Origin of the sequence: Cobetia sp. L2A1, from assembly GCF_009796845.1 — a bacterium.
GTDB lineage: Bacteria > Pseudomonadota > Gammaproteobacteria > Pseudomonadales > Halomonadaceae > Cobetia.
The window spans coordinates 2,567,646-2,593,393 of record NZ_CP047025.1; the positions used below are offsets into that span (position 1 = coordinate 2,567,646).

The 25,748-nt window shown below is 54.7% G+C and carries 21 protein-coding genes; 9 read left to right on the top strand and 12 right to left on the bottom strand.

Annotated elements, in window-relative coordinates; translation table 11 throughout:
* Positions 1–261 precede the first annotated feature (261 nt).
* The 4 genes from GQR90_RS10965 to GQR90_RS10980 all read left to right on the top strand — a co-directional run bounded on the left by GQR90_RS10965 (position 262) and on the right by GQR90_RS10980 (position 4,106).
* Complete coding sequence (locus tag GQR90_RS10965; RefSeq protein WP_158774143.1) at positions 262–618, top strand: hypothetical protein; 357 nt, start codon at positions 262–264, stop codon at positions 616–618.
* Between the two features lie 436 nt (positions 619–1,054).
* The gene (locus GQR90_RS10970) at positions 1,055–2,212 is read left to right on the top strand and encodes a tyramine oxidase subunit B (RefSeq protein WP_158774144.1); all 1,158 of its coding nucleotides are present in this window, start codon (positions 1,055–1,057) and stop codon (positions 2,210–2,212) included.
* A 66-nt stretch (positions 2,213–2,278) separates the two neighbouring features.
* The gene (locus GQR90_RS10975) at positions 2,279–2,704 is read left to right on the top strand and encodes a Rid family hydrolase (RefSeq protein WP_158774145.1); all 426 of its coding nucleotides are present in this window, start codon (positions 2,279–2,281) and stop codon (positions 2,702–2,704) included.
* 109 nt (positions 2,705–2,813) lie between these two features.
* Entirely contained in the window at positions 2,814–4,106 is a 1,293-nt protein-coding gene (locus GQR90_RS10980; RefSeq protein WP_158774146.1) for an NAD(P)/FAD-dependent oxidoreductase, read from the top strand.
* A 7-nt stretch (positions 4,107–4,113) separates the two neighbouring features.
* Here GQR90_RS10980 and GQR90_RS10985 read toward each other — a convergent pair whose 3' ends face one another.
* Positions 4,114–5,022, bottom strand: coding sequence for a helix-turn-helix domain-containing protein (locus tag GQR90_RS10985; protein WP_158774147.1), 909 nt, complete (start codon positions 5,020–5,022; stop codon positions 4,114–4,116).
* 328 nt (positions 5,023–5,350) lie between these two features.
* On the opposite strand from GQR90_RS10985, the gene feaR reads away from it, so the two are divergent.
* The gene (gene feaR, locus GQR90_RS10990; RefSeq protein WP_158774148.1) at positions 5,351–6,292 is read left to right on the top strand and encodes a transcriptional regulator FeaR; all 942 of its coding nucleotides are present in this window, start codon (positions 5,351–5,353) and stop codon (positions 6,290–6,292) included.
* A 207-nt stretch (positions 6,293–6,499) separates the two neighbouring features.
* Here feaR and GQR90_RS10995 read toward each other — a convergent pair whose 3' ends face one another.
* On the bottom strand, positions 6,500–7,903 hold the full coding sequence (locus GQR90_RS10995) for an APC family permease (RefSeq protein WP_158774149.1): 1,404 nt from the start codon (positions 7,901–7,903) through the stop codon (positions 6,500–6,502).
* Between the two features lie 541 nt (positions 7,904–8,444).
* On the opposite strand from GQR90_RS10995, the gene GQR90_RS11000 reads away from it, so the two are divergent.
* Positions 8,445–9,824 (top strand): aminotransferase class I/II-fold pyridoxal phosphate-dependent enzyme, encoded by a 1,380-nt coding sequence (locus tag GQR90_RS11000; RefSeq protein ID WP_442778524.1) that lies wholly within the window; start codon positions 8,445–8,447, stop codon positions 9,822–9,824.
* A 106-nt stretch (positions 9,825–9,930) separates the two neighbouring features.
* Here GQR90_RS11000 and GQR90_RS11005 read toward each other — a convergent pair whose 3' ends face one another.
* Positions 9,931–10,845: an SDR family NAD(P)-dependent oxidoreductase gene (locus GQR90_RS11005; RefSeq protein WP_158774150.1), complete on the bottom strand. Its 915-nt coding sequence runs from the start codon at positions 10,843–10,845 to the stop codon at positions 9,931–9,933.
* Between the two features lie 82 nt (positions 10,846–10,927).
* The gene (locus GQR90_RS11010; RefSeq protein ID WP_158774151.1) at positions 10,928–11,581 is read right to left on the bottom strand and encodes a DsbA family oxidoreductase; all 654 of its coding nucleotides are present in this window, start codon (positions 11,579–11,581) and stop codon (positions 10,928–10,930) included.
* A gap of 631 nt (positions 11,582–12,212) precedes the next feature.
* Between GQR90_RS11010 and GQR90_RS11015 the strand changes: the two genes are divergently transcribed.
* Entirely contained in the window at positions 12,213–13,214 is a 1,002-nt protein-coding gene (locus tag GQR90_RS11015; RefSeq protein WP_158774152.1) for a glycosyltransferase family 2 protein, read from the top strand.
* A 13-nt stretch (positions 13,215–13,227) separates the two neighbouring features.
* On the opposite strand, the gene GQR90_RS11020 is transcribed toward GQR90_RS11015, so the two are convergent.
* The 8 genes from GQR90_RS11020 to GQR90_RS11055 form a co-directional block, all read right to left on the bottom strand.
* A complete protein-coding gene (locus GQR90_RS11020) occupies positions 13,228–14,505 on the bottom strand; it encodes an O-antigen ligase family protein (protein ID WP_158774153.1) in 1,278 nt (425 codons plus the stop codon).
* A 269-nt stretch (positions 14,506–14,774) separates the two neighbouring features.
* On the bottom strand, positions 14,775–15,263 hold the full coding sequence (locus GQR90_RS11025; protein WP_158774154.1) for a Csu type fimbrial protein: 489 nt from the start codon (positions 15,261–15,263) through the stop codon (positions 14,775–14,777).
* Entirely contained in the window at positions 15,260–17,551 is a 2,292-nt protein-coding gene (locus tag GQR90_RS11030) for a fimbria/pilus outer membrane usher protein (protein WP_158774155.1), read from the bottom strand. The genes GQR90_RS11025 and GQR90_RS11030 overlap by 4 nt, the downstream gene beginning before the upstream one ends.
* Before the next feature lie 52 nt (positions 17,552–17,603).
* A complete protein-coding gene (locus GQR90_RS11035) occupies positions 17,604–18,473 on the bottom strand; it encodes a fimbrial biogenesis chaperone (RefSeq protein ID WP_158774156.1) in 870 nt (289 codons plus the stop codon).
* 11 nt (positions 18,474–18,484) lie between these two features.
* Positions 18,485–19,006: a Csu type fimbrial protein gene (locus tag GQR90_RS11040; RefSeq protein ID WP_158774157.1), complete on the bottom strand. Its 522-nt coding sequence runs from the start codon at positions 19,004–19,006 to the stop codon at positions 18,485–18,487.
* A gap of 498 nt (positions 19,007–19,504) precedes the next feature.
* On the bottom strand, positions 19,505–20,464 hold the full coding sequence (locus tag GQR90_RS11045) for an SGNH hydrolase domain-containing protein (RefSeq protein WP_158774158.1): 960 nt from the start codon (positions 20,462–20,464) through the stop codon (positions 19,505–19,507).
* Position 20,465: 1 nt separating this feature from the next.
* Complete coding sequence (locus GQR90_RS11050; RefSeq protein WP_158774159.1) at positions 20,466–21,455, bottom strand: IS481 family transposase; 990 nt, start codon at positions 21,453–21,455, stop codon at positions 20,466–20,468.
* Positions 21,456–21,703: 248 nt separating this feature from the next.
* Positions 21,704–22,870 (bottom strand): nucleotide sugar dehydrogenase, encoded by a 1,167-nt coding sequence (locus GQR90_RS11055; protein WP_158774160.1) that lies wholly within the window; start codon positions 22,868–22,870, stop codon positions 21,704–21,706.
* Positions 22,871–24,478: 1,608 nt separating this feature from the next.
* Here GQR90_RS11055 and GQR90_RS17535 point away from each other — a divergent pair.
* Both GQR90_RS17535 and GQR90_RS11065 read left to right on the top strand, forming a co-directional pair.
* Positions 24,479–24,970: a hypothetical protein gene (locus tag GQR90_RS17535; protein ID WP_199269411.1), complete on the top strand. Its 492-nt coding sequence runs from the start codon at positions 24,479–24,481 to the stop codon at positions 24,968–24,970.
* Positions 24,971–24,975: 5 nt separating this feature from the next.
* Positions 24,976–25,743, top strand: coding sequence for a YjbF family lipoprotein (locus tag GQR90_RS11065; RefSeq protein ID WP_158774161.1), 768 nt, complete (start codon positions 24,976–24,978; stop codon positions 25,741–25,743).
* The last annotated feature ends 5 nt before the right edge of the window (positions 25,744–25,748 follow it).

Genomic DNA, 25,748 nt, shown 5'->3' on the forward strand with positions numbered 1-25,748 from the left:
GTCCTGAACGCCTACTATTTCAGATAACGACTCTTACCTACAATATTGAACAAGGTAAATATCGACATGAACATGAACACTTATATAAGAAATTGAAAGTGCGCCTCGGTAGGCGTGCGCTTTCTCGATAGTCACCTTACCGACAATCCTCAATGGGGCTGTCATCAATGCTGGATAGTTTTCTGTTGCCAGCATATAAAGATGCGCCGCCCAGAGGAAACATCGAATCGCTTACGTCAGCTCTCAAGGATGAACATGAGCATGAAGATTCTCAATTTCTACAAGCGCCACTGCGACAGAGCCAGGGTCCCGATATCCTGCATCCAATCGCTCAATGGATTTTCGATCAAGATAGCCGTACTGAGGGAAGGAGAACACTTCGTGGAATTCCTCCACGCGAATGAATTCATCTTCGGTATAGAGGTTGAAACACAGGAATATGCCGAGTTCATCAGCCTCTTGACCGACCTTCATATACGGAATAACCCCCACCTTGATCCCGAGGCTCTCACGCTATATCTGACTTTGAAGGTCACCGACCAACTTCCCCGAACCCCCATGCCTGAGCGTCCTTCACAAGGCTCCTGTCCAGTAGACATGTACCACAGAAGAAAATGAAGCTAGCTCATTGGTCTTGAAATAGTGGGCTCTCCGCCCTTTTCGATCCCTACCATCAACTCGCCCTCTCTTGTGCCTTCAGGAAAGGGCACAAGAGGTCTGCGTCAGAACGCTCAGTTTCACCAAGATGAATGCCGTTATCTCAATAAGGCCTGGCGTTCTCCAGACCTTTTGATGCCCCTCTTGAATGCCAGCCAGTCTCCTTGCTTCCCTCCTGCTCTCAGCATCCTGTCGCCGCTCCTTGCTCAGCCCTCCCAGAACGAATTGCCGATTTGTGCTAACGCACGATGCCGAATGACCCGCAGGATGAATCCAAGGCGTCACCTGCAGGCCACCGGCAAGATGGCCGTGGTTCAGGCTCGCTCAATCGCGGGCTATCTGCCTCAGATTGAAGTCAGCAAAAGACACAATTCCAATAACAAGCCGGAGTTCAGGCATGACCACAACCGCATCCCCTGAGTTTGAGACCAAGATCGATTTCATCTACCTGTCGGAGCAGGACATGATCCGCGCGGGGGTCACTGACATGGCGGCTTGCGTCGATACCATGGAAGAGATGTTCGGGCTACTGCACAGCGGGGATTACCGCATGGCCGGCGCCAACAATGACTCCCACGGCGCGATGATCATGTTCCCGGAAGACTCGCCCTTCGCGAACATGCCCAAGCCGACGGCAGACCGCCGCATGATGGCCATGCCCGCCTACCTGGGGGGTAGCTTCGGGACTTGTGGGGTCAAGTGGTACGGCTCCAACATCGAGAACCGGGCCAAGGGTCTCCCTCGCTCCATCCTGATGTTCACCCTCAGCGATGCTGATACCTCCGCGCCGCTGGCCTACATGTCCGCCAACCTGCTTTCCGCTTACCGTACCGGGGCCATCCCAGGAGTTGGCGCACGCCATCTGGCGCGCAAGGATTCCCGCGTCGTCGGCCTGGTCGGTCCGGGCGTGATGGGCAAGACGACGCTCGCGGCCTTCATGGCAACCTGCCAGAACATCGACGCGCTCAAGATCAAGGGTCGCAGTCACGCCAGCATCGAGTCCTTCATTGCGTGGGCCAAGGAAAGCTATCCGCAGCTCACCACGATCCAGAGCGTGGACAGCTTGGAAGAGGTGGTGCGTGACTCCGATATCGTCACCTACTGCAATTCCGGCGAAGTCGGCGATCCTGCCACTTACCCCTTCGTCAAACGTGAATGGGTCAAGCCAGGCGCATTCCTGGTGATGCCGGCCCTGTGCAACATCGATGAGGCCATGGAAAAGCACGATATCCGCAAGGTGCTCGACAATACCGGTCTGTACCAAGCGTGGTACGACGAAGCGCCCAAGCCGGCTCATCACTATATCCCGGTGATCGGTGTGCGTTTCATGGACATGATAGAGGAAGGCAAGCTAACGCTGGATGAGCTGGAAGACATCGGCAAGATCGTGGCGGGAGAGGCACCAGGACGTACGAATGACGAGGAAATCATCCTCATGTCCGTGGGCGGCATGCCGGTCGAGGACGTTGCCTGGGCCACTTGGGTATATCGCAATGCGCTCAAGCAGGATATCGGCGTCAAGCTCAACCTGTGGGACACACCTGTTCTCAGCTGAGCTGATATCCACCTGGCTCTTGGCCAACACTCCTCACAGCCTCCCCCTATCTATCTGGAAAGCATCATGACGAATATCGTAAAAGTGAAAACCGGCTCCAAGTTTGAAGAAATTGCCAGCTACTCACGCCTGGTAGCAGTGGACAACTGGATCTTCGTCTCCAACACCGCAGGCCGCAACCCTGACACCAAGCTGATTGATGAAGATGTCAGCGAGCAGCTGCGTCAGGTCTTCGCCAATATCGAGGCGGCCCTGCTGTCAGCCGAAAGTGGCCTGACCGATATCATCGCCGTGAAGATCTTCATCCAGAACCCGGCAGATACCGACACCGTCATGGGTCTGTTCGGCGAGAAGATGCACGGTATCGATCCGGCCATTACCGTGACCTGCCCACCGCTGGGCTCTGAAGTCTACAAGGTGGAGTTGGAAGTCACGGCCTATCGCGGTGCCGGCAACCTGCCCGTGACACGCATCAATACCGCCAAGGATTGATGTGATCAGCTGATCACTGACGTGGCTTGCGTGACCACTCGACATTTCAGCAAGTCTTGATCGCAAGCACGTGATGCTCTTGTCACACATTTTCTCAGGAACAGGTTCCATGGCACCCAGCATCTCACCCGTCCAGACATCGCAGGATTTCCCCGAGACCACGAGTGTCGTGATCATCGGCGGCGGCATCGTCGGCCTGACCGCTGCTCTCGCGCTCGCTGAGCGAAATATCCCGGTGGTCGTTCTGGAAAAAGGCACGCTCGCGGGGGAGCAGTCCTCACGCAACCTCGGCTGGATCCGCAAGACCAGCCGTCATCATGAAGATGTCCCGTTGGCGATGGCGGCAGATCGCCTGTGGGCCGGCATGGCGGAACGTGTCGGCAGTGATGTGGGATATCGCCAGGCAGGCATCATGTTCCTGGCCAGGACCGAAGAGCAGCTTGCCATGCATGAAGCCTGGAAGGCCTCGGTGACAGATCTCGAGGTGGACTCACGCATCCTCAGTTCCCGCGAGATCGATGCCAAGGTACCCGGTGGCAAGGGGCAGTGGGCGGGAGCGATTCACACGCCAACCGATGGCAGAGCGGAGCCGACACTGGCCGCCAGCGCCATTGCCCGAGCGGCGATCGCCAAGGGAGCCATCATCGTCGAGCAGTGTGCGGTGCGCACTCTCGAGATGTCCGGTGGGCGTGTCAGTGGAGTCGTGACGGAAAGAGGCGAGATTCGCTGTAAACAGGCGTTGTTGACCGGCGGCATGTGGTCACGGCGCTTTCTCGGCAATCTCGGGGTCTCGTTACCGACCCTTCCAGTCATCTGCTCGGTCTTCAAGACAGCCCCCATGGAGGGCCCGACGGATATCGCCGTAGGGGGGCCGGACTTCTCCTTCCGCAAGCACCGAGATGGCGGCTACATCGTCACGCAGCGCGGAGCCCTTTCCGCGCCGCTGACGCTGGACCACCTATTGATCGGCTCGCGCTATCTTGATGCCTTGAAGACACAACGTGGTTTGCTGCGCATCTCCTTCGGCAAGCCATTCTTCAAGGACCTGGCGCTACCCAGGCGCTGGAAGACCGGCAAGATATCGCCCTTCGAGAGGGTCCGCACCATGGATCCCGCAACAGTGCCTGAGCTGAATGATGAAGCCATGACCAACCTGACCGCCGCCTGGCCAGTCTTCAAGGAAGCTACCATCGAGTCGTCCTGGGCCGGAATGATCGACATCACCCCGGACTCCAATCCGGTCATCGATGAAGTTACCGCCATACCGGGGCTCAGCATCGCCACAGGATTCTCCGGTCATGGCTTTGGCACGTCCCCGGCGGCAGGACAGTTGATTGCCGACCTGATGTCAGGCGCTGAGCCCATCATCGACCCGGCACCCTATCGCTTCGATCGTTTCTGATGAAGACTCATGCCGCCAGACAGCGCTGACGTGTCATGGAGGGTGCCTCATGGAAGAGGCGCCGATATTCACGACTGAAATAGCTCTGGTGGAAAAAGCCGTGAAGTGCTGCAGCGTCGGCAACTTGTTGCAAGGGATCCCGCAAGAGTCGTCGCCGCACCGCATTGAGTCGCAATGCACGAAGATAGTGCACGGGTGACTGGCCGGTCTCGGACTGAAAGCTGTACTGCAGGGTGCGTCGCGAGATCTTCAATGTCTGACACAGCGTCATCACGGATGGCGGATCATCCGGTGTGTCGTTGATCAGCGAGTGGCAACGGTCGACGATGTAGCGGCGAGTCTTGAAGGAGGTGTCGTCGCTGGTAAGAGACTGCGCACTGTCTTCCAGCAGCAGCGCGACCCCTTCCTCCAACTGGCGTGCGATGACCCGGTCAAATGCAGCGCTGGCAGTCTCCGTTGGGGAGGCGGACCGAACGTGGTCTGTCAGACTCCGCCACTGCCAACGCACGGCATCGAGTACCTCGAGCGGTACTTGCAGCGTACGCAACTGATGCTGTTGCTGGCCCAACCAGGAATACCGCTCACGGTCGATCGAGACCACCAGGACGTCATAGCAGCTCGGAGACACACTCCAGAATTGCTCGCAGTCAGGCAGTACCGAAAGCGTATTGGCCGCAAAGTGGGAGCCGGAATCCCAGTGAAGCGGAATTACCAGATGCCTTTGTGATTGAGGGAAACAGATCGACTGCGCGATGCCGAGGTTGGCACTTTCGCGAAACAGGCGGATGCCGCCTCCGCCGACATCGACAAGATCACCGCTGAAACAGCCTTCCTCGATCTGATTGAATTCCTGTTGCCAACCTACCAGCCGCCGAGCGTGCTCGGAAACATCTTCACTGTGATGCAGGGCGATCATCTGACGACGGCCTCTTGAGCCTTTCATCCGCAGCAGGCCATTCACTGACGCCGTTGAAGCGCGCTGGCCCCTGCAGACGTCGGGGATGCCAATTCTCACCAGCAACAGGAAGGATGAGCGCGCCAGAGATAGCAGAACCCGCCCTGGGTAACACCAGCCTGCACTGGAGAGTACCTGGCCGCCTGCGCGATCTCATGCCAGTAGACACGACATCAGAAGGCCACCATAGCCTGCAAGAGCAATATCCATGCCACCACACGGCGCATCAGGCCAGCTCTGGCATCAAGACAACAACAATGCTCCATGAATCCCTTTCCCAGGAGGCCTCATGTTATCCACTGATTCAGTGACTCTCTCATTCGATACATGGCTGGAAACGCTGCGTGACGTTTGCGGCAGCTTCGACTCCACTCCATTGAGCCGCTTGAACTTTCAGGGCAACGTCACGACACGTAGCGCTGGGGGAATCGACATCGCAGGCATACAGACGAATGCCGAGAGAATTGTCCACCACCGGTCTGCCCGTATCGCTGACGATAGTGACTGCTTTCTTATCGTTCAGAAGCACGGCAGCGCTACCCTGATCCAGAACGGCGAGACGATCACCATGCGCCCGGGCGAGATGACGCTCATGGATTCGGCCGTCGCCAGCCAGATATACCCTCATGGATTCATGGAACATGACTCTCTGCATCTGCCGCGAGTTGAGGTCATGCGCCGCTTTGGTCAACCGCATGTGCCCTTCATGAAGGTGGCGACAGACAGTGCCAGTGGTCAGATCTTTCAGATGATCGTCAGCCGTCTGCTGAATGATCCACTCACTGCAATGGAGGAAGAGGAATACAGCGGTATCTCAGACTCTCTCATCGCCCTGCTACCCGGCATTCATCGTCACCAGGCCACCGCGAACCCTCATCCTGATGATGCCAACGGAACCCTCTATCGTTGCGTGCAGCAATACATCGATCACCACCTGCATGAGGTGGACATGACGCCGGAGACTTTGGCCAGCAAGTTCCATATCTCCGTTCGCCAGCTGTATCGCCTGTTCGAGCAACATGAGGAAAGCATCTGTCGCTATGTGCAGCGCAAACGCCTGGAGCGCTGCGCGGAATCTCTGGTCAGTCCATTGCAAGCCAGCCAGACGATCACCCGAATCGCCTTTCAATGGGGGTTCACGGACTCGGCCCACTTCAGTCGTGCCTTCAAGCGCCTATTCTCGCAATCTCCACGCGAATATCGCCGCCAGTATCTTCTCGATGCCTCCTGAGGCTGACGTCTCATAATCCGGTGACACCGACCTCACCAAGCCTTTCCTATCGACACGATTGCCGACTGATCTCATCAGTCAGTTCATCACTCCACGCACAGGCCACCGAATGACGGGTAGCCTGTGCGTGGGTATTGGCAACACCTGCCGTCGACTGTCATCCACTGCCGACATCAAAGCCTCCGGCGAATGACATTTCCGACGACATCACTTCGCGATGTCAGCGACGAACAGCCCTTTCTTCATCTTGAACTTCACCCAGCAGGCTGCCAGGACACTCACTCCACCCAATACTCCACCGAGCAGGAGATAGACCGTACTGGTCATATCCGGTGACGGTGATGCATGGGCGGCGACATATCCCATGCCGAGAATCCCGATAATCTGTGGCAGAGGATAGAAAGGCGTGCGATATGGGCGGACATGTTTCGGCTGACGCATACGCAGGATGATGACATTCAGGTGGGCCACGATGTAGGCGAGAATCCAGCTGGTAGAAGCACCGATCAACAGCAGGATAATCTGATCCGGGTTCACCAGCAGGAAGGTGACGGTCACGCTGGCTGCTAGGCAGAGAATGGCGACCCAGGGCGTCGCGAATCTTGCATGACGCTTGCCGATAATAGCCGGCACCTGGCCATTGTCCGCCATTCCCCCCAACATGCGCGGCACCGCTGCCAACGCCGAATTCAGTGTGCTGCAGGTAGCCGTCATGCCCATCACCGTGGCGATGATGATGCCTGTGCTGCCGAAGACATTGGTCACCAGATCAAAATACGGAAGCGAAGAGGTCGTCAGTGTCTCGGACGACAGATACCGCCCACCAGCCAGACAAAACAACGTGAACAGCACGAAGATGATACCCAGTGACCAGAACATGGCACGCGGTATGTACCGCTCAGGTTGGCGCACCTCCTTGATCATCGGGCAGATATACTCACAGCCGACAAAAATCCACATCGCCAGCGCTGTCAGTGAAATGAAGCTGCCATCCTGAATTCCCTCGATCCCCCAATCGATACCGGCTGCGGCCTCACCGATAGTGACCATCGGCGTCTCCAGCAATGCGCTGGCGCCCACCAGTAGAATGGTGGCGATCATTGCGAAGGTGAACAGGTTCTGGAGTTTGGCAAAGACATCGGTGCCCATGATGTTGAGTAGCGTCAGGGCTGCCAATAGAAGAAGCGGCACGACGTGACTTGGCAAAATACCGGGAAACAGCTGCTGCAGCAGTGCATCGACCAGGATCAACTCCGCCGATAGACCAAAGGTCGCCACGATCACATAGCCCGCGAACACCGAAACAATGGCCGGAAAGTGGCCAATGGCTTTCTGGGTATAGGTTGCCAGCGTGCCCTGAGAGCTTGGGTACATGACGGAAAGCTCAGAGAAGCTCATCGCATTGCAGAGCGCGAACACCAGTGCCAAGGCCATGGCGGCAATGAAACTCAGGCCACCGATCCCGAACCCCAGCAGCGCAGACACCATGGCACCCTGCACCACCACGCAACCGACACAGATCGCGATCATGGTCGTGAAGCTCATCGAGGACTGGCCTGATGATGCCGCGGGGAAATCGAAAGGCTCTCGATTCAAGCTGATATTTAACATGAGACAATCCTCTGGCCTTAGGCCTTTGTTGTTATTGCCGAACGGTTGTTGCTGCGCCTGTGATGACGGCTCCACCCAGCCAAACAAGCTAGGCCAGGTAAACCAGACATCCCACGACTGCCTCAAGACTGCCCCCACCCCCTACCAACGTCTTGACTCAAGCTGCCAATGAGTTGGCCTGCCTGCCAAACGCCACATGACCACCCGACGACCTACGTTGCCTTGACGCTCTGCTTCCCCATGACCCTTTTCATCTTCTCTTTGGCTTGCTGAGCGGGCATACACCTACCGCGCAGGCACAGATACACCTGTTACGGCTGCTGGCGAGCCACCAATACTGGCGCCATAACGCGTCTTGGCGTAACGTCGTGGACATTGGAATCACCACAGACACGAGTACCAGAAACCATAAGACTCTCGCGCCAGGACACGGACTGCCGGGGAAGCGCTGGAACTCACGCAACAAGCACCCGCGGGCGGAGAGCCGAGGCTCTTGCGCCCGTTTTTTGGGTCAGCATCACATGTGCAAGGAACTCGACTCTTGGCAACCCGCAATTCCTCAGGTTCATCCGCCAGTGATATGAAGCAGCAACTGCTCGACAAGGCGCGTGCACGTCGTACACGCACCACTGCCATCAACAGTAGCGAGACAGAACATGATGTCTTCGAGCAGAAGGCAGCAGTCCCTGCCGAGATCAATGACGATTTCGTACGCTTTGATCGTCAGCCCGGTTATCAGCAGCTGAGCATGATGCAACAGGCCGGCGCCGCCTTTGGCGTGCCCGAGCCCTTCTTTCGTATCCACGAAGGATGCGCGGGTGCGACCACTCGCATCGAGGGTCGCGAGCTGGTCAACTTCGCCAGCTATAACTATCTCAATTACTCGCAGCACCCCGACGTGGTGAAAGCCGCGGCTGATGCGGCAGCTCATTACGGCACCTCTGTCTCGGCCTCACGTGCGGTCTCCGGTGAGCGGCCCATCCATCAGCAGTTGGAAGCCGCCGTGGCGCGCACGTATGACGTGGAAGATGCCGTGGTCTTCGTCAGCGGTCACGCCACCAATGTGTCGACGCTTGGTTACCTGCTGGGGCCGAAAGATCTCATCCTGCATGATGAGTGGATCCACAACAGCTCGCTGGTCGGGGCACAGTTGTCGGGCGCACGCCGCATGCCCTTCGCTCACAACGATCCTGATGCGTTGGAAGCCCTGCTCAGTGCACAGCGCGCCAAGTTCGAGCGTGTACTGATCATCACCGAGGGCCTCTACAGCATGGACGGCGATGTGCCGGACCTGAAGCGCCTGATCAAGCTCAAGCAGCAATATCGTTGCTGGCTGATGGTTGATGAAGCGCACTCCTTTGGCGTACTGGGTGAGCGTGGCCTGGGGCTACGCGAGCATTTCGACATCGATTCACGAGATGTCGATATCTGGATGGGCACCATGAGCAAGACGTTGTCCGGTTGCGGTGGCTATATCGCCGGCTGCAAGGAACTGGTCAGCATGCTGCGCTACTTCGCGCCGGGCTTTCTCTACTCAGTCGGCATGCCGGCGCAGGTAGCCGCACCGTCGCTCAAGATTCTCGAGCTGCTCCAAGGAGATGATGCACGTCACCGAATCGCTCGCCTGCATGCGGTTTCCGGCTACTTCCTCAAGCGTGCACGCGCCTTGGGGCTAGACGTCGGCGACAGTCTTGGTGTGGCGGTAGTGCCCGTGATTCTGGGTAGCTCTCTCGTGGCGGCCCGTCTCTCCAACAAGTTGTTCGAGGCTGGCTTCAACGTGCAGCCCATCCTGCATCCGGCCGTCCCTGAGAAGAGCGCCCGCCTGCGCTTCTTCCTTTCCTGCGAGCACACCGAAGCCCAGGTCGATGCCGTGCTGGAAACACTCATCAAGCAGTTGAGCGATATCAGAGCCGGGAAATGAGTCTTCGGGTTGTGCAGGACTGATCCGCGCGATAATCAGATCCGGCTCTCGAAACCAAAAGCGGCCCCACTTTTCAGTGGGGCCGCTTTTTTGACGCACATCGATATCACTTCAAGGCATGCAGTAACGCCTGGCGGGCATTGTCCTGATACTCGGGATTGGCGAGGTCAGCGAATAGCGTCGATTGATCCACGACCGGTCCCGCGAGCGCCTTTTCCTTGCTGGCGTAGAAGATTCCACTGCGATAGCTATCGTCGCCAAGGGCTTGCACATAACGCCCCGCGCCTGATTCGAGGCCATGTGCCATGTTGAAGAACGGGAGCACCTTGAAACCAAACTTGAAGATCGCCTTCTTGAGCCCGGGCAAGTCCTCACCTACCTGGGTACCTCCCGTATGTCCGGGACTGATCGTATTGATGCGCACATCAGGATAACGACGTGCCAGCGCGCCCATCCAAAGCGCCCCGACCAGCTTGACATAGGCATAGGCTGCCATCGGATCGTTGTCACCGGCGAAACGACTGCCATCATTGATGGCGATGAATTCCTCCACGGACCCCATCTTGATTACCGGACGCGTGATACCGATACGTGGTACCCCACGTGCTGCCTCAGACCCGGCATAAAGCACGACACCGTGTAGCTTGCCGCTTTCCAGCAAGGTCTCCGCGAGCAGCACGTGCCCCAGCAGATTGCTGGCGGTCATCTGCGAGACGCCTTGGGGAGTGCGTGCCAGAAAGTCCTTGCCTCCCAGGCCGCCGGCATTCATCACCAAGGCATCAAGCGTGCCATCAAAGACGCTAACCGCATCACGCACGGCCGAAGGGTCAGCGACATCGACAATCACGACCTCGAAGATGTTGCGCCCACTGACGGACTCCAGTCCCTTGCGTGCCGCTTCGGCTTTCTGGGCATTGCGACAGGCCAGATAGATCGTCTCGATCTCCGGTTGTTGCGCCAGCTGTCGTGCGCACTCTTTGCCGAGCCCGGAGTTGGCACCCGTAATCATGATGCTCTTCATGGTCTGTCATCTCCCGTTCGGGTCGCGTTGACGACATTGCGCCAAAATACGCACCGCATGAATCAGTGCCGCGTCTTGTATCTCATATGGCTTGCTCGGCGATCAGGTCCGTCAGCACTTGCTCGAACACGTCGCTGGGCTGCGCACCGCTGACAGCGCTACGACGATTGAAGACGAAGGTCGGCACGGATGAGATACCCATCTGCTTCCAGTGCTCTTCATGGGCCGCCACCTGCTTGCGTGCCTCGAGATCATCCAATCGCGCCAGACCTTCCTCGGCATCAAGACCGACGGATTCCAGCGACTGTGCCATCACGGCACGATCGGAGAGGTCCTTCTGCAGCGTGAAGAAATCTGCAAAGAACTGCATCTGGAGGTCATGCTGCATGCCATGCTCTGCGGCGTACTCAAGCAGGACGTGCAACTCGAACGTGTTGACCATGCTCATGTCATCGAAGTAATTGAAGGTGAGCCCTTCTTCGGCCGCGAGCCCTGCCAAGCGCTGACGTGCCTCGACACTGCCTTCAGGAGTCGTTCCGTACTTGCGTGCAGAGTGCTCACGCAGGTTCTCACCTTCCGCGGGCATATCCGGATTCAGCTCAAATGGCTGCCATGCAATCTCGACCTTGTCCGTGAGGCCCAGCGACTCGATGGCCGTCTCCAGACGCTTGTAACCGATGATGCACCAGGGGCATACCACGTCAGAGACGATGTCGATCTTCAGCTTGTCTTGCATGTCAGTACTCCGTAAATCTGTCCATTGCGTGATGCCATGACAGGCTGTCGGCTGGCATCCCGACGCGTGAGATGAGAATCGTCAAGATAACTCAGCGCACCCGGATGAGTCGGTCAACAATCATTTGTGAGCAATCACTCAAAATAAGAGTCACTGTATGCCTCCACCGCTGTCGGATCAAGCCTGATCTGGACAAGCCGCTGCGAGGCAGCCCGGACACTGGTCGGGAATGAGACATCTCGCGAAAAACAATGCTGCGACTAAACCGAAGTCTTCAGCAGCTAAGGCGTGCCAATGTGACTCTTCTCAATCTCGCTAGATGAGTAAAGGATCATTCTTTCTATCGATAATAACGATTTTTCTAAAGCCAACTTGTGAGTTAGCAATTAGGCTTGTAACGTGTCGTTGTCCAATACTAAACATCGCTACCGAAATCGCCATTGCCATTGCCATTTACTATTTATATTGCCATTTACTATTGATAGTGCTGCTGAACCGTCATATTTAATCACAGTAGTGTCGTTATAGAGTCATCACCTTATTCCTCTCTCACCCCTCCCATCTTATCACTACTGTGCTTGCCGCCATCCTCATGATCCAGCGACACAGGGTGCAACGTACAAGGCCCTACATGGCGCTCGTGACAGAACACACACCCTACTTTTCCATCGTGACCCCTAACTACAATTCAGGTAACAGTCTGGCGGCGTGTATCGCTAGCCTGGAAAGTAACACCGCCTCCTATGAACACATCATCGTGGACGATGGCTCATCGGATGAGGCTTTCGCGTTGGCAGAAAAACGCGTTGCCGAAGGTAAAGGCCAACAATTGGTGCTGAAGCGTAACCCACGTAACGTGGGCCCCGGCCGGACGCGCAACCATGCTCTGAGGCTGGTAACAGGGCGCTACGTCGTGTTCTGTGATGCCGATGACCATTTGGCGCCGGGGGCACTGGATCGCCTCAAGGCCGAGATCGAGAGCTTCAGGTCGCCTGATGTCATCGTCTTCCGCTATTGCCTGCACAATCAGAAAGGAAAAGTCGCTAGCCTGGCGTTATGTGAAACACCGCGGGAATGTCAGCCTGGCGAGGCCTTTGCGGACTTCATGCATGACCGGATAGTGTCAGCCCCATGGGGCAGAGCCATCCGTGCCGAGCTCGCCTGTGCGCTGGAATTCATCGATCTACCCGTCGAAGAAGATGGTATCTATAATCTTGAACTTTTCGGGTGTGCCGAACGAATTCTCTATATTCCTGATATATTATATCACTTCGACAAGCGCCAGACAGGCACGTTGACACGCAAGCCTTTCAATAATAGCGAGTTCGGCAAGTTCCATAGTAGTTGGACATCATTTGATCATCTTTATCGTACGCACTTCGCCACACAACATGGTGAGCAATTACTTGAGATGCGAGCGTTACGCTTTATCTGCATCAATTCCATCATGCGTCAGGCGATCAATAAAGCGCAGGATGACCATCATATCCGCAAGGCCATTCTGAAGCAGATACGCCAATCTTCGTTCGCAAGTCTGCGCCGGCTCTCCTTCAAGGAGAAAGTATTGCTGGCGAGCTATGTCATCAGTCCCTTCATAGCTCGCCAGTTGATACGCAAGAGTCAGTACGCCTAGCAGTCAAGTACGCCTAGCGGCCAGATGCCTCGGATGCCACTGCGCTTGTCTCTAGCGACACAGCATCCCGGGCAAGCCCTCGCTCTCGGGCGCGCATCGTGCCCCAGAGAATCGCCAGCCAGTAGGCATAGACCATCACTCCGCTTGCCTGGGAGAACATCACCCAAGTCATGCCAAAATCAATGAAGGTCAGCGGCAGCAAGACGCCGGCGACTGCCAAGGAGCGCAGCGTGAGGTCATCACTATCCAGTCGACGGTAGAACAGGCGCAATGGCACCAGGTAAAGCGCCAACAGCGCCAACAGCCCCGGCACACCGCGCTTGACCCAGGCATCCAGGAATTCATTGTGCGGATGCGTGTACTCCTGCACATGACGGCTGAGCTCACCCGCTGAGATCATCTCATCACGTGTCGTGGCATATCCGCTCTCCCCTCGGCCAAGCCACGGCTGATCCATGATCATGATCGAGGCTCCCCGCCACATCTCAAGACGTGCACCCGCCGAGGTGCCCGCATTGCGATCTTCGACATACCCCGTCACATCCGACACGCCCGCTTCCACGCGTTGCTGAATGCCGGTCGCTGGCACCATCACCATCAGTGCAATCACCGCGACGCAGATCACCACGCCCAGCTGCAAAACGCGCCGCGAGACCACCTCACCATAGCTGCGATACAGCACCCAGGCCGCAAACGGGAAGCCTATCCAGCCGCCGCGTGTGCCCGACATCAAGGAACCGATGATGCCCAGGGTGCCGCCGACCAGCAGCGCCAGTATCCATAGTTGCCGTGATGCACTCTTGAGACTGACTGCCCAGCCCAGACCCGCGAGGCACATCAGCCCCATCAACATGCAGATATCGCCGAAGTTGATGGTATTGGTATAGCCACTCGCGCGGTGCACCCCCCATACCAGCTTCTGCCACATCGCCCAGCTGCCAGTGAGGACACTGCCGATGATCAGTCCTCCCCACAACGCCTTGAGCGAGGGAGGAAAGCGCAACATCACCAACAACACCGGCACAGCAAGCAGTAGACGCAACGGCACACTTGTCGTGCGCCAGTGGTCTCCCTGAAGTGCAATGCTGACCAATAGCAATATCCCAAAGGCCAGCATGGCGCCTATCACGGGATAATCAGCGCGTGCTGGAAGACTCATCAGTTCGCGTGGTGCTTGCAGTAGCCGATAACTGCTCAGCATCACCAGCAATGCAGGCCCGATGCTGTAGCCAGAGGGTACGATCAGACTCAACATGCCAAACAGAAAGACACACACGGAGACGGGGTTCATGACAACAGACATTCCTTTGCTGCAATGGGGGTGATGGACTGAGCATCATCTTGCGATTTCGCCGATGACGACAGAGCGATGTGGCCAATCTGCTGCGACGACCAACACGCGACGAAGAAAACGATGGCGTGAAGCCTGACACAGAAACCTCAGTCCATGGCATCAGGCACGTAGCATGAAACTCTTCACCATCACGATTAATAGAAGGCGTTTCGGAAAGTACGGCACTCTGGCGAGCAATGTATTCTTGAAGACAACTATCTACTCATTCAGTACAGAACCGTTGCCGTGATCGTGTCGCTGTAAGCCCCTGCAGGAACGAGCTGACTGCCAAAGATGCGACCATATATCGACATGGGATTGCCAGGTGTTGGAAACAGTAATCCCAGAATTGGAGTAAAGGAAACGGTACCTTCAGGCGTATTGGTTCCTCCCCATGTCGTAGTCCGTGCAGCATTCGTATAGAGGTTGTAAGCCAGGGAATACGTCCCGCTGACCATTGTTCGCGCTGTAGTGCTTCCGCTACTTCCCGAACTCAACGCGACGCTATATCTCACACTGCGACTATCGAGCAACTGCCGAGTGCAAGTGACGGTGAGGCTGCCGGTACTATCGAGATTATTGCCCGAGAGCGGATCATAGACACCGAAGGCAACACCCGTCGCACTGACGGTGCAGGTAATGGCAGAAAACGCAGGAGTCGACCACAACCCGCAACAGCCCATAAGAATCATTGCCAATCTCGAGGACGCTTTCATGGTGACTCCTGACAGAGCAGCGGACCAATCCTCGGCATGGGACCGGCGTTGGTCGGCATTCTTGCCGTGAAATGACATCGATGATTGCCCCATTGAGCCGTCAACTGATTGTCAGCCCCAAGCCCTGTCACCCAAGCTTCACCACGGCGAGCGACAGGGAAGCGTTGCGTCGCACCTGAATGGCGGATGGTCGCTCCCGCGGGGATGGGCTCACCACCTGGCTGAATAACGGTCAGCAAGGCGCCATCTGCGGCCTTAACCTTGAAGTCGACCAGCAGCCCTCGTCGATAGCCCGGCACGATGGTCGCGTCTCGCCCATCAAGGCGAGCGCCAAGGGGAATATCTGCCTGCTCGAAACTGAGGCGATTTCGCTCGAAGGAGCGCAAGTCCGGTATCAAGGCGACGCCATTGCCGTTGGTCGTGGCGACACGCTGATTCTCGCTGTAGACCGTCACGTCGGGATACTCTCCCACCTTGACTATGCCGAAACTGTCATCGATGCGACGCGTCACGAACATATTGCCCGCCAGCAGTGCGACGCCGCCCGTGGCATTGAGTCGATAACCCGTCTCTCCCTCGTATCGCGCCGCCTGAAGGAGATAGGCGCCATGATCTCCACGCACCGCCACTTCAGCGCTGACATCAGTGGACACGCCATCGCGTTGCTCAGATGATTGTTCCGCCGACAGGCGATATCCGACGCCATTGCCTCGCGGTGCATTACGCTGAAGCTGTAGGCGATTGCGATAACCCTGACCATCACTGTCATGGCCAACACTCACACTGGTTCGCTCGCCAAGCGACATGCTGAGACTGATACCCACGAAACTCTCGTGACTCACCAGCTCACGTGATGCGTAAAGACTCAACGAGGCATCCGATGACAGGCGTGTACTGTAATTGGCACTGACGATACGACTATCCATATCGTCACGACGCACGATGTCGGCATAACCCAGCCCGAAAGCTCCACCTTGTGGAAGTCGCGTACCTATATTGGCACGCGTGGTCCAGCTTGCGGGACTCGTCTCCTCACGCAACCCAAGCTGACGAAAATCTTGCGTAGTCGCTGTCGTGCTCGCCCCGAAGCTGAGATGTCTGCCACGATGTTCAAGCCCCAGGCTGGCAAGCCCACCCTCACCGGCCTGCGCCGTACTGCCTGCCAAGGCCCCTGTCACGACACCAAGACCGGGATGTACCAGCCAAGCGCCACTGACGCCCGCCGTCTGTTGAGCGGCCAGCGCCTCCAGGCGCAACCCACCCGTGAAGGAGTCCGACACACCCACATCGTGATTGGCTACCAGAAAGCCGCGCCCGTACTCATTGCTCGCGCGCGAGTAATCTTCACGGATGGCGCCCGCTTCATAGGTGTAATCGTGCAACCCGCTACGCAACAACTGCTGACTGGCGTAGAAGGAGCTCACGACGACCTGCTCTCGCCCCAGAACATCGCGAACGATGAGGCGTACATCATTTGCCCCGGTGATCACCGGAATATTGCTCACGGAGAAAGGGCCAGCATTCACTGAATTCTGAGCCTGCTGACGATCATTGGCATAGATCTCTACCGACGACGGCACCGTCGCTTCGCCTTCAATATTAGGCAAGGGGAATGTCGTGAAGTCAGGCTGCGTAGTGAAGTTGGTTCCCCACTGCACCCCTCCATACAACACACTGCGCCCCCAGGCACCGGCGCGAGAATAGGTATCCCCCAGTGTCAGAGTACGCAGGTGTGCTGGGTCGTCATGACGAAGGTTGCTGGTCAATCGCACGAGTCGAGAGTCACCATAGGCCGCATGACCATCACGAGCCAGCAACGTTGTCGTCATCAAGCCCCACTGATTGAATCCCGCCACTTCCAGAATACCGCTGGTGGAATTCGAGATATCTGAGCGAGACTGATGGAGGACATCGTAATTGAGAAACCCGCCTGCCACTCCCTCTTGCGGCACGCTGAGCGCTGACAGGGCCAAATCAATACTCGACCCAACCAGCTGCCGTGGCGCTGCCTGCAATACCAGTACCTGGCTGGCGCCATCGATTGAATACGTCAGCCCCTCAAGATGATTGAGCGGATAATAGACCTTACCCAGATGCTGTAACGCGAGAATCTCGGGCGGGACAATCAACTCCCAGCGTTCAAGATCAACGCGTGACACCAGCAGCCCCTGTTCGGGGCTATCGAGAATGCGCGCGATCGCCGGCAATGGCTTGCCATTGACGCTCACGGATAGAAGACGCAATGAGGCATCGCCTACTTCACGCAGAGCCGCATGACACTCCGACACGACAATGCCTCCGGCAGTGGCAAGAAGAACTACCACTACGCTGACGAGGCGTTCAAGGCGTGAGCGTGGTAATGGTGGTGTCGAGCACACCCTCATTGGTCTCGGCCTTGAGATGATAAGGGACAACCGCATGGGCGGGGATGGTGAATAGCCAGTGTCGACGGCTGCCCGGCAACACATAACGCAACGCATCACTCGTCACGACGGGCTGTGCGCCCTCCTTCGCCTCTGCCGTACTCTGCATCAGCGACAGACGCGAAATCCTGACATGGGCATTGCCCTGATTGCTGGCTTCGACGCGCAGACGACCATCGTTTAAACGTGAAGCACTCCACGAAAGCTCGCGCGCAGGCACAACAGAGGGTGTGACAAAGACAGGAATACCGATGCGTAGCATCATCTGGATGGCACGTGGCGTCTGAGATGTGCCCGAGGAATGCTGTGACGCTGGCCCGATGGCCAGTGCTGCCATGAAGTCTTTCTCCACGGGTGGACTGTCACCGGGCGTAGCAGGCGCCTGCTCAAGGAATACACGAAAGCTTTGCTCACGCGTGCTGGGCGTCGTGTCACTCAAGCCAACCCGTATGATCTGGCTCGCACCTGCTGCCAATTCAAAGACCGGTGGACTCACCACAAGGGCCGTCGTCGATTGGTAGCGCTCCTGATTATCCTGAATCGACCAAGCATTGATAGAAGCCTGCATGACGACATTGTCATCGCCTCTATTGGTGATCGTCATGGCAGAAATCGCGTTGCTACCATCCAGGGTGATCATTACCGGATTGACTGACAGGCTAGCCGCCTGAACCCAGGGCGCCATCATCAACAAGACACCGCCTGCAAGCAGGCGGTAACGGCGCAGGAATAACGGCATGATGGCAGCAAAGGCCAGGGTGGAGAGGATCATGGAAGAAAGAATCATGAAGGAGAGGTTCAATAGGTAATAGTGACGTTTATTGTATCGGCATAATCATCGGCAGCCACATACTGGGCAGCCGGTATCTGACCATACACGGTATGCAGATTGATGCCGGTTAACCCTCCTGTTGCCGCAACCGTATCACTCCCCGAGGTGTCTCCCCAGACACTGGATCTTGCGGCATCTGAATATAGCTCGTACTCAAGGAAGCTCCCCGGCTCACCAATCATCGCTCTCGTCGTGGCGCTGGTGTCAGCCGCATTGGCGCCGACATCTAGCGCAATCTCGTAATCGGTCCCCGCCGTGCAGAGAGCAGTGATGACACTGCTACCGTCAAGTACCCCACCAGAATTGGGGTCATAGGTCCCGAAGGCGAGATCGGTCGCTGTGACAAGGCAGCTATCCAGCACGCTTGCCGTTACCTGAAAAGTGGTCGTGGTCGTCGCGGCCAGCACGGGAAAGGCAGCGCCTAATCCCAAGGCAGCCACAAGTAGCAACGGTGTTTTACGCTGAAGATACAGACGGTGTTGAGTCATGGCCACTCCCACGAGTTGAGACGAGTTATTCAATTGTTTTTACCAGACCATTAATACTCCATTCCACAATAAATGACTAGGTTATTTCCAGAACTCAGATTATAGCATTCATCAGTAAATCAACGATTTGCTGAGGAACATGGAGACCTATCGTGATAACCAAAAGCCAACTGAATTACTTGACGCAACCTAAATAGACTCCGCCTCTCTTTCATCGGCAGCAAAATAGCCTATCATGAAAAACATTCAACGAAAATTAAACTATAAATTTTACTGGCCACTACCAACTATATTAGATGACATCCAAGTCCTGACTTGAGGAATCGCTGCTGCCATGTGAGTACTCGAACCTTTTCAAAGTGAAAATAGCTTGTCTTCATGCAAGGATCCATTGCCAAGTACACTATCCCACGTCTCTGTGCGGTTAATAGCTCCCAAGAATGACAATGCGAGAGGTCAAAAAAAAGCCACCCCGAAGGGGCGGCTTTTTCAAGTACCTCATAGCTTGACTATTGTAGGCACCAATACATTCATTTGCTTCTCGATAATTGATGTGAGGTATTTAACATAAGGAAGATGTACATGATGTACATCTCTATACATCAATATACCCTCATTTACTACAGGACATAATTGATTATTACAAAGCCAATCCGAAAGATCTATATTGCCTATCAAATTACGATAAGCATTTGCAGGATTATTCTCTAACAGAGAATTAATCCTCTTCTTGATACATGGGTCGTTATTCCTTGAGACTTGATCTTTATAAGCACAATCTGGCACATCGTAAGTAAATCTAGGATTGTCTCTAATACCGATTATGTCAACACCCATAGAATTCATTCTTCTCCAGGTATCAACATATTCTTCAGGAATATATTCAGATGTCGTGGTTGTACGAGTAGTATTAGTGATAACAAAGGCAGGATCAATTTTTTCTATTTCCTTAAAAACATTTTCATTCCACACTTTGCATGAAATATCTGAATGTTTCAAAGCCCCTAGCGGACAGCTACTTTTACTCATACTAATAATTTCAAAATTATTCTTTTTTGCTATTAATCGAAGCGCCGGCAACCATTGCAGAGCATGCGAGCCTCCAGCCAAGACGACTTTTATATCTGACCCAACATCACCAAAGCTACACTTTTTAGCACTAGTTCCACTGCCCTGTTGATGACATCCTATATTGTAAGGGCTCGGCAATACTCTCCTCGCCGCTATCAGCTCATCTCTAGAGATAGTAGTTGATACAAGTTTGTTTTTTAACTTATTGGCATTATTATTACCACTAAAATCATTCCACTTTTGGGTAATCTCATGCTCGATAGAGATAAAGTCATTTTTTACAACCAAAGCGATGAAGGAGGCAGGGAGAAAGAATATGACACCGATACAAATATTCACATACAGATTGGATTTTGAGAATTTTCCTATTTTATTTTCGAGCAACAAGTTAGTTGTCGGGTCCCGTCTGATTAACTACGAGCTTAGTGAATAACTCCGGCCGTTCGGCTTGCCATTCCTTCATCGCTGCGATTGGCGCCTTGTGATGTAGTGCCTTCTGAGGAATGTGGTAGTTATATAGCCAGCAATAACGCTCAAGCGTCTGTTCCAAGTCCTCACTTGAGTCATAGCGCCGAGTCGCCAATACATCACTGATACGGCCATTGAAGCGCTCCACCATCCCGTTCGTCTGCGGTCTTCCCGGTTTGATCAATCGATGTTCGATACCATGGCTTTGGCACTCCTGATCGAATAGATGGCGCCCGCTGGGCCTACGTTCACCTCCCACGGTGAAACGATCGGTAAATGATTTGCCGTTGTCAGTGAGCACGGTGTGAATCGTGAAGGGAGCCTTCTCCTTCACCCGCTTCATGAACGCCTGGGCGTCCTTCGCAGATTGGCTTGATCTGACCTCCAGATATACCCAGCGAGTAGCGCGATCAATCGCGACGTAGAGATAGCGCTTCTGATCTTCGTCAGGCATTTGGGGAAGGTGCTTGATATTGATGTGCACATATCCGGGCTCATAATCCTTGAAAGGCCGGTGTTTGGGCTTCTCGTCCCCTTCCGCATCTCGCCGCGCCAGCTTGGCGAGAGTCGGCACATCACGTCGTTTGAGCATGCGCTGAAGCGCGGAACGTGACAGCTTGGGGTTCAGGAATTCACGCGCGACGACAAGTAGATCATCAAGCCCCAGGCGTATCAGTTCGCGGGTGGCGATGACCACCTCCTCCTGTTCAGAGGTCAGAGTCGCCAGCAGGTTATGGCGTGTGTGTGAGCGATCCTGGATATGATCACGGTAACGCCAGCGCTGGATGGTTGAGATGCTGACCCCAAACTGACGAGCGAGATCTTTGTTCGTCATGCTGGCAGGAGCTGCTTGGATGTCGGCACGAATTTTCGGTGTCGTCGTCGCTTGCTTATGCAGCTTGATGTCCATGAAGCCTTTCCTGAATAAATTGCTTGATGAGCTCACAAGAGGCTAACAAAGGATAGCTTCGTTGTGAAATTTGATCATCCGGCACCCTACAACTAACAGCATTGCATTTCATGTACCCGAAGCCACTTGGCGCAAACACGTTTATTAATAATCGACTTCTGACAGTTTATAGTTGTGCATGCATTAAAAAAGCCTGCGATATATTCGCAGGCTTTTCATTATGGTTATACTACTTAGCTTTTATTGACTCAGTCGTTACCGAACAGATCCCGCGTGTATACCTTGTCAGCTACATCTGCGAGCTCTTCTGCCATACGGTTGCTGAGGATCACATCGGCCTCCTGCTTGAAGGCCGCGAGATCGCTCAATACGCGGGAGCCGAAGAAAGTATCTTCTTGAAGCACAGGTTCATAGACGATGACTTCGATGCCCTTGGCCTTGATGCGCTTCATTACTCCCTGCATGGCGCTGGCACGGAAGTTGTCTGACCCCGACTTCATCACCAGACGATAGATACCCACCACCTGCGGGTTGCGCTTGAGCACGGCCTCAGCAATGAAGTCCTTGCGCGTGGTATTGGCATCGACGATGGCCTGGATGATGTTGTTGGGCACTTCACCGTAGTTCGCCAACAGCTGCTTGGTATCTTTCGGCAAGCAGTAACCACCATATCCGAATGACGGGTTGTGATAATGCTGGCCGATACGCGGGTCCAGCCCTACCCCTTCGATGATCTGCTTGGCATCCAGGCCATGTGACTCGGCGTAGGTGTCCAGCTCATTGAAATAGGCCACACGCATCGCAAGATAGGTATTCGCGAACAGCTTGATGGCCTCCGCCTCAGTGCTATCAGTGAACAACACGTCAATGCCCTGCTTGATGGCGCCTTCCTTGAGCAGACCGGCAAACACCTCGGCACGCTCAGAGCGCTCACCGACGATGATGCGCGAAGGATGTAGGTTGTCATACAGCGCCTTGCCTTCACGCAGGAATTCCGGTGAGAAGATAAGGTTCTGCGTCTGGAAGCGCTTACGTGTTTCAGCGGTATACCCCACCGGTACGGTAGACTTGATCACCATCACCGCATCTGGATTGATCGCCATCACGTCCTGAATCACCGCCTCAACACTGGAGGTATTGAAGTAGTTCGTCTTCGGGTCGTAGTCCGTCGGTGTCGCGATTACGACAAAGCGCGCATCACGATAGGCAGCGTCCTTGTCCAGTGTCGCTCGGAAGTTGAGGTCACCACGGGCAAGAAACTCATTGATCTCGGTATCTTCAATCGGGGAAATACCACGATTCAAACCTTCCACTTTCTCCGCGATGATATCTACCGCCACCACTTCATGATGCTGTGATAGCAACATGGCGTTGGAGAGTCCGACGTAACCCGTGCCTGCGATGGCAATTTTCATTCCAATAAATTCCTATAACAATTTGTACAGATTAAAAGGTAAATGCAGATTGTAGTCCGATGCCTTGTCCTCGCGCAGGAATTACGGTGAGAACGGCAGATTCCACGCAGGGGAGCGCTCACGTGCCTCAACGGTATACGCCACCAACACAATAAATTCTCGACAGCCCAAGAGTCACGTACAAAAACGTTTCTATCAAGGTCTCATCCGCACCTGAGGGTGATCAGCAGTCACATGAAGCCTTTCAAGAACGCTACCGCCCCGAGGTGTTTGACGGCGCATTCGCCGAGGCCCGGTTGCAAATGCCCACAGGCTTCGCTGCATGTAGATCCTTAGCACTATTGGTTCCATAAAAGGAACAGCGCGCACCTTCTAGGAAAATCTTCTTCATGGTGGAATAGCGGCCTTGACGGGTAATATCCATACTTTAACTGTCGCTATTCATACAACCTTCACCCTCAAGACAAGAGGCCTTGATCAATATTGTCAGAGCGAACCCCTGGTTTACGGGCGCAAAAATCCTCCACGAGACAATGAATCAATCAAAATTTTGGTCGCCTGGCAGAATGTTACTATTATTTATTTTATATGAAAAATAGTGGGAAATACTGTCTTCAAAGCTGTACAACATATCATTTCTGCATAGAAAACTTTGGCACTAACAATGATGAAATATGACATACCCGTGCAATATTTTACCCAAGGGGCATTGCACTCAAAGCACAAGGTAAAAATTCCCATGCATCCAGTGCGTAGCCTCACGTCCCACATTGATCAGGGGAACTATCGATGTTTTACCTGGTTAATTTTTCTGAAAAATGTCGCACATAAGGAACACAGATGTACTTGATAAGAGACTAATCATACTGCACCACGTTACTATTTTTCCATAGCTTATTCACATTCGATTCAAGCTTGGCAGCAGAAAGAATACTATAGTTTAACCTTAACTTACTGAATATAAAGACATTATATTCACGATATCTCGCATAGACCATCCTTGGAAGCCTTTACGGCGACTCATATCCGTCACTTAAATGCGACGCTAAACAAGACTCGCCTTTAGAAGGTTACTCAAAAACACAATACAGATACATTATTGTTTCACTCATGTCACCAGAGGACTAGAGCTGCCATTGCAGAAGGACTATTCACCCCACTATATTAATTTAACAATCCAATATATATAAACGATTTAGCATTAGAGAGTCTTAGTTCCTTTAAACTCACTTAGTATCATGCGCCTCACTAAGACTTGTCGTTGTCGTTCTTGTGGCAGTACAAAAAGACAGAGAGAATATTCTCTTCCATACTGCAGTACGTTAAGATGACGTGCATGACATCCAAGATATTTTCGACGTGCTGAGATTGGGTTCATGCTTTGATTTCAAAGCCATGACAGAATGAGGCGCTGGCTAATCGACATATCAACAACACCACTCGATTAACGTTAATAAAGTGAAAGCCGGGGAATATTGAGATGCTTCACTTTTCGATATTGATGCCTATTTGGAAACATATTGGCATGTGCATCATGGCAATAACCATACTTGCATCAGCACTTTGAGAAGTGCGGATTTCCTGCTCAGGAAGATAAGGGAACACCACATGAAACGCACCGCCGCAACACTGATAATCGCTGGGCTAACTCTGTCACCGCTGGTTGCTCAGATAGCTAAAGCAGAGAGCGAAACTGCCGCACAGAGCAGCACCTCGACCAATACGTCAGGTGGTGGTCCTGCCGCAAGGCCTGGCGCAGCAGGTGATATGGCAGTCGGTAGCATGGCCGCTAACGCAGTGGGCTTGGCGGTTGCCGTCGGTCTCGCGGCAAGCGTTGCCTCGGGAGGCGATGGCAGTAGTGGCGGCAGTACCAGTGGCAGCGATAATACAGATCCTGATGGTGGCGATGGCACGACAGGAACCACCGGTACGACTGACCCGAGCGATGGCAGCAACCCTGATCAGGGCGGCGAGTCTAGTGATGGCGACGGTACGACGGGCACCACAGGTACGACCGGAACCACTGGCACCACAGGTACGACTGGCACCACGGGCTCGACCGGTACAACTGGCACCACCGGCACTACAGGTACCTTCTAATCATCATGAAGCCGATATCCATTGCACAGCAGGGTCGCCTGGCGGCTCTGCTATCCGTGATAGGGAGCGTCTTGCTTGTCGGATGCTCGACACTCGAGCAGGGCCAGCTTGGTCAGACAGCAAGCGCTGTCATGGGCAGGGATATGTTTGATGCCGAGCAAGCTCGCGCCCTGCCCTACGCTTCTCTTCGCATGAGCCACGAGGGCAATACTGGCCTGGTGGTGCTTGCCGCTCTGAGCGCGCCATCATCTGAGGCACCCGCCAGACAAGAGTTGGCGCGCTTCGAGACGGCCGATCATGCCTTCGTCCGCCTCAAGGATGGCTTGCTTGGCGGTACGGCAGGCTTTGCAAGCGATCTGCTCGACATGCAGCGCGATACGCTCGCAGTGCCGGCCGATAGTGCTTCTGAGCAGAAAGCGGCTTTGCCATCCACCGCGTCACCAGTCGCACCATGGGTACTGGATACCCGGCATGTGCTGCATTACGACGTGCATTCACGCTGGCAACGCGCGGATGGCTCGGAAGGCTATGCCCTCGGGCGAGCAGAATGGCAATGCGCGCCGGCACGCCCAGTGGCGCTGCCACTCGGGACACAATCATTGGCTGAGTGTCAGGAGAAGATTCGCTGGCAGAACGGCAAGGTGAGCACCAATCACTATGGGGTGGCAGACACTGATGACGATTCACTTCCCCCGCGCGTCTGGAAGGCCGATGTTCAGCCTTGGCCAGGTGCACCTCGCTGGAGTTGGGAGGTGGCCCGTGGCTGGTGGTAAGCCTT

Coding starts and splice junctions, on each gene's coding strand:
- GQR90_RS10965 (WP_158774143.1), top strand. CDS start 262: ATGAAGATTCTCAATTTCTACAAGCGCCACTGCGACAGAGCCAGGGTC.
- GQR90_RS10970 (WP_158774144.1), top strand. CDS start 1,055: ATGACCACAACCGCATCCCCTGAGTTTGAGACCAAGATCGATTTCATC.
- GQR90_RS10975 (WP_158774145.1), top strand. CDS start 2,279: ATGACGAATATCGTAAAAGTGAAAACCGGCTCCAAGTTTGAAGAAATT.
- GQR90_RS10980 (WP_158774146.1), top strand. CDS start 2,814: ATGGCACCCAGCATCTCACCCGTCCAGACATCGCAGGATTTCCCCGAG.
- GQR90_RS10985 (WP_158774147.1), bottom strand. CDS start 5,022: ATGATCGCCCTGCATCACAGTGAAGATGTTTCCGAGCACGCTCGGCGG.
- feaR (WP_158774148.1), top strand. CDS start 5,351: ATGTTATCCACTGATTCAGTGACTCTCTCATTCGATACATGGCTGGAA.
- GQR90_RS10995 (WP_158774149.1), bottom strand. CDS start 7,903: ATGTTAAATATCAGCTTGAATCGAGAGCCTTTCGATTTCCCCGCGGCA.
- GQR90_RS11005 (WP_158774150.1), bottom strand. CDS start 10,845: ATGAAGAGCATCATGATTACGGGTGCCAACTCCGGGCTCGGCAAAGAG.
- GQR90_RS11010 (WP_158774151.1), bottom strand. CDS start 11,581: ATGCAAGACAAGCTGAAGATCGACATCGTCTCTGACGTGGTATGCCCC.
- GQR90_RS11015 (WP_158774152.1), top strand. CDS start 12,213: ATGGCGCTCGTGACAGAACACACACCCTACTTTTCCATCGTGACCCCT.
- GQR90_RS11020 (WP_158774153.1), bottom strand. CDS start 14,505: ATGAACCCCGTCTCCGTGTGTGTCTTTCTGTTTGGCATGTTGAGTCTG.
- GQR90_RS11025 (WP_158774154.1), bottom strand. CDS start 15,263: ATGAAAGCGTCCTCGAGATTGGCAATGATTCTTATGGGCTGTTGCGGG.
- GQR90_RS11035 (WP_158774156.1), bottom strand. CDS start 18,473: ATGATTCTTTCTTCCATGATCCTCTCCACCCTGGCCTTTGCTGCCATC.
- GQR90_RS11040 (WP_158774157.1), bottom strand. CDS start 19,006: ATGACTCAACACCGTCTGTATCTTCAGCGTAAAACACCGTTGCTACTT.
- GQR90_RS11050 (WP_158774159.1), bottom strand. CDS start 21,455: ATGGACATCAAGCTGCATAAGCAAGCGACGACGACACCGAAAATTCGT.
- GQR90_RS11055 (WP_158774160.1), bottom strand. CDS start 22,870: ATGAAAATTGCCATCGCAGGCACGGGTTACGTCGGACTCTCCAACGCC.
- GQR90_RS17535 (WP_199269411.1), top strand. CDS start 24,479: ATGAAACGCACCGCCGCAACACTGATAATCGCTGGGCTAACTCTGTCA.
- GQR90_RS11065 (WP_158774161.1), top strand. CDS start 24,976: ATGAAGCCGATATCCATTGCACAGCAGGGTCGCCTGGCGGCTCTGCTA.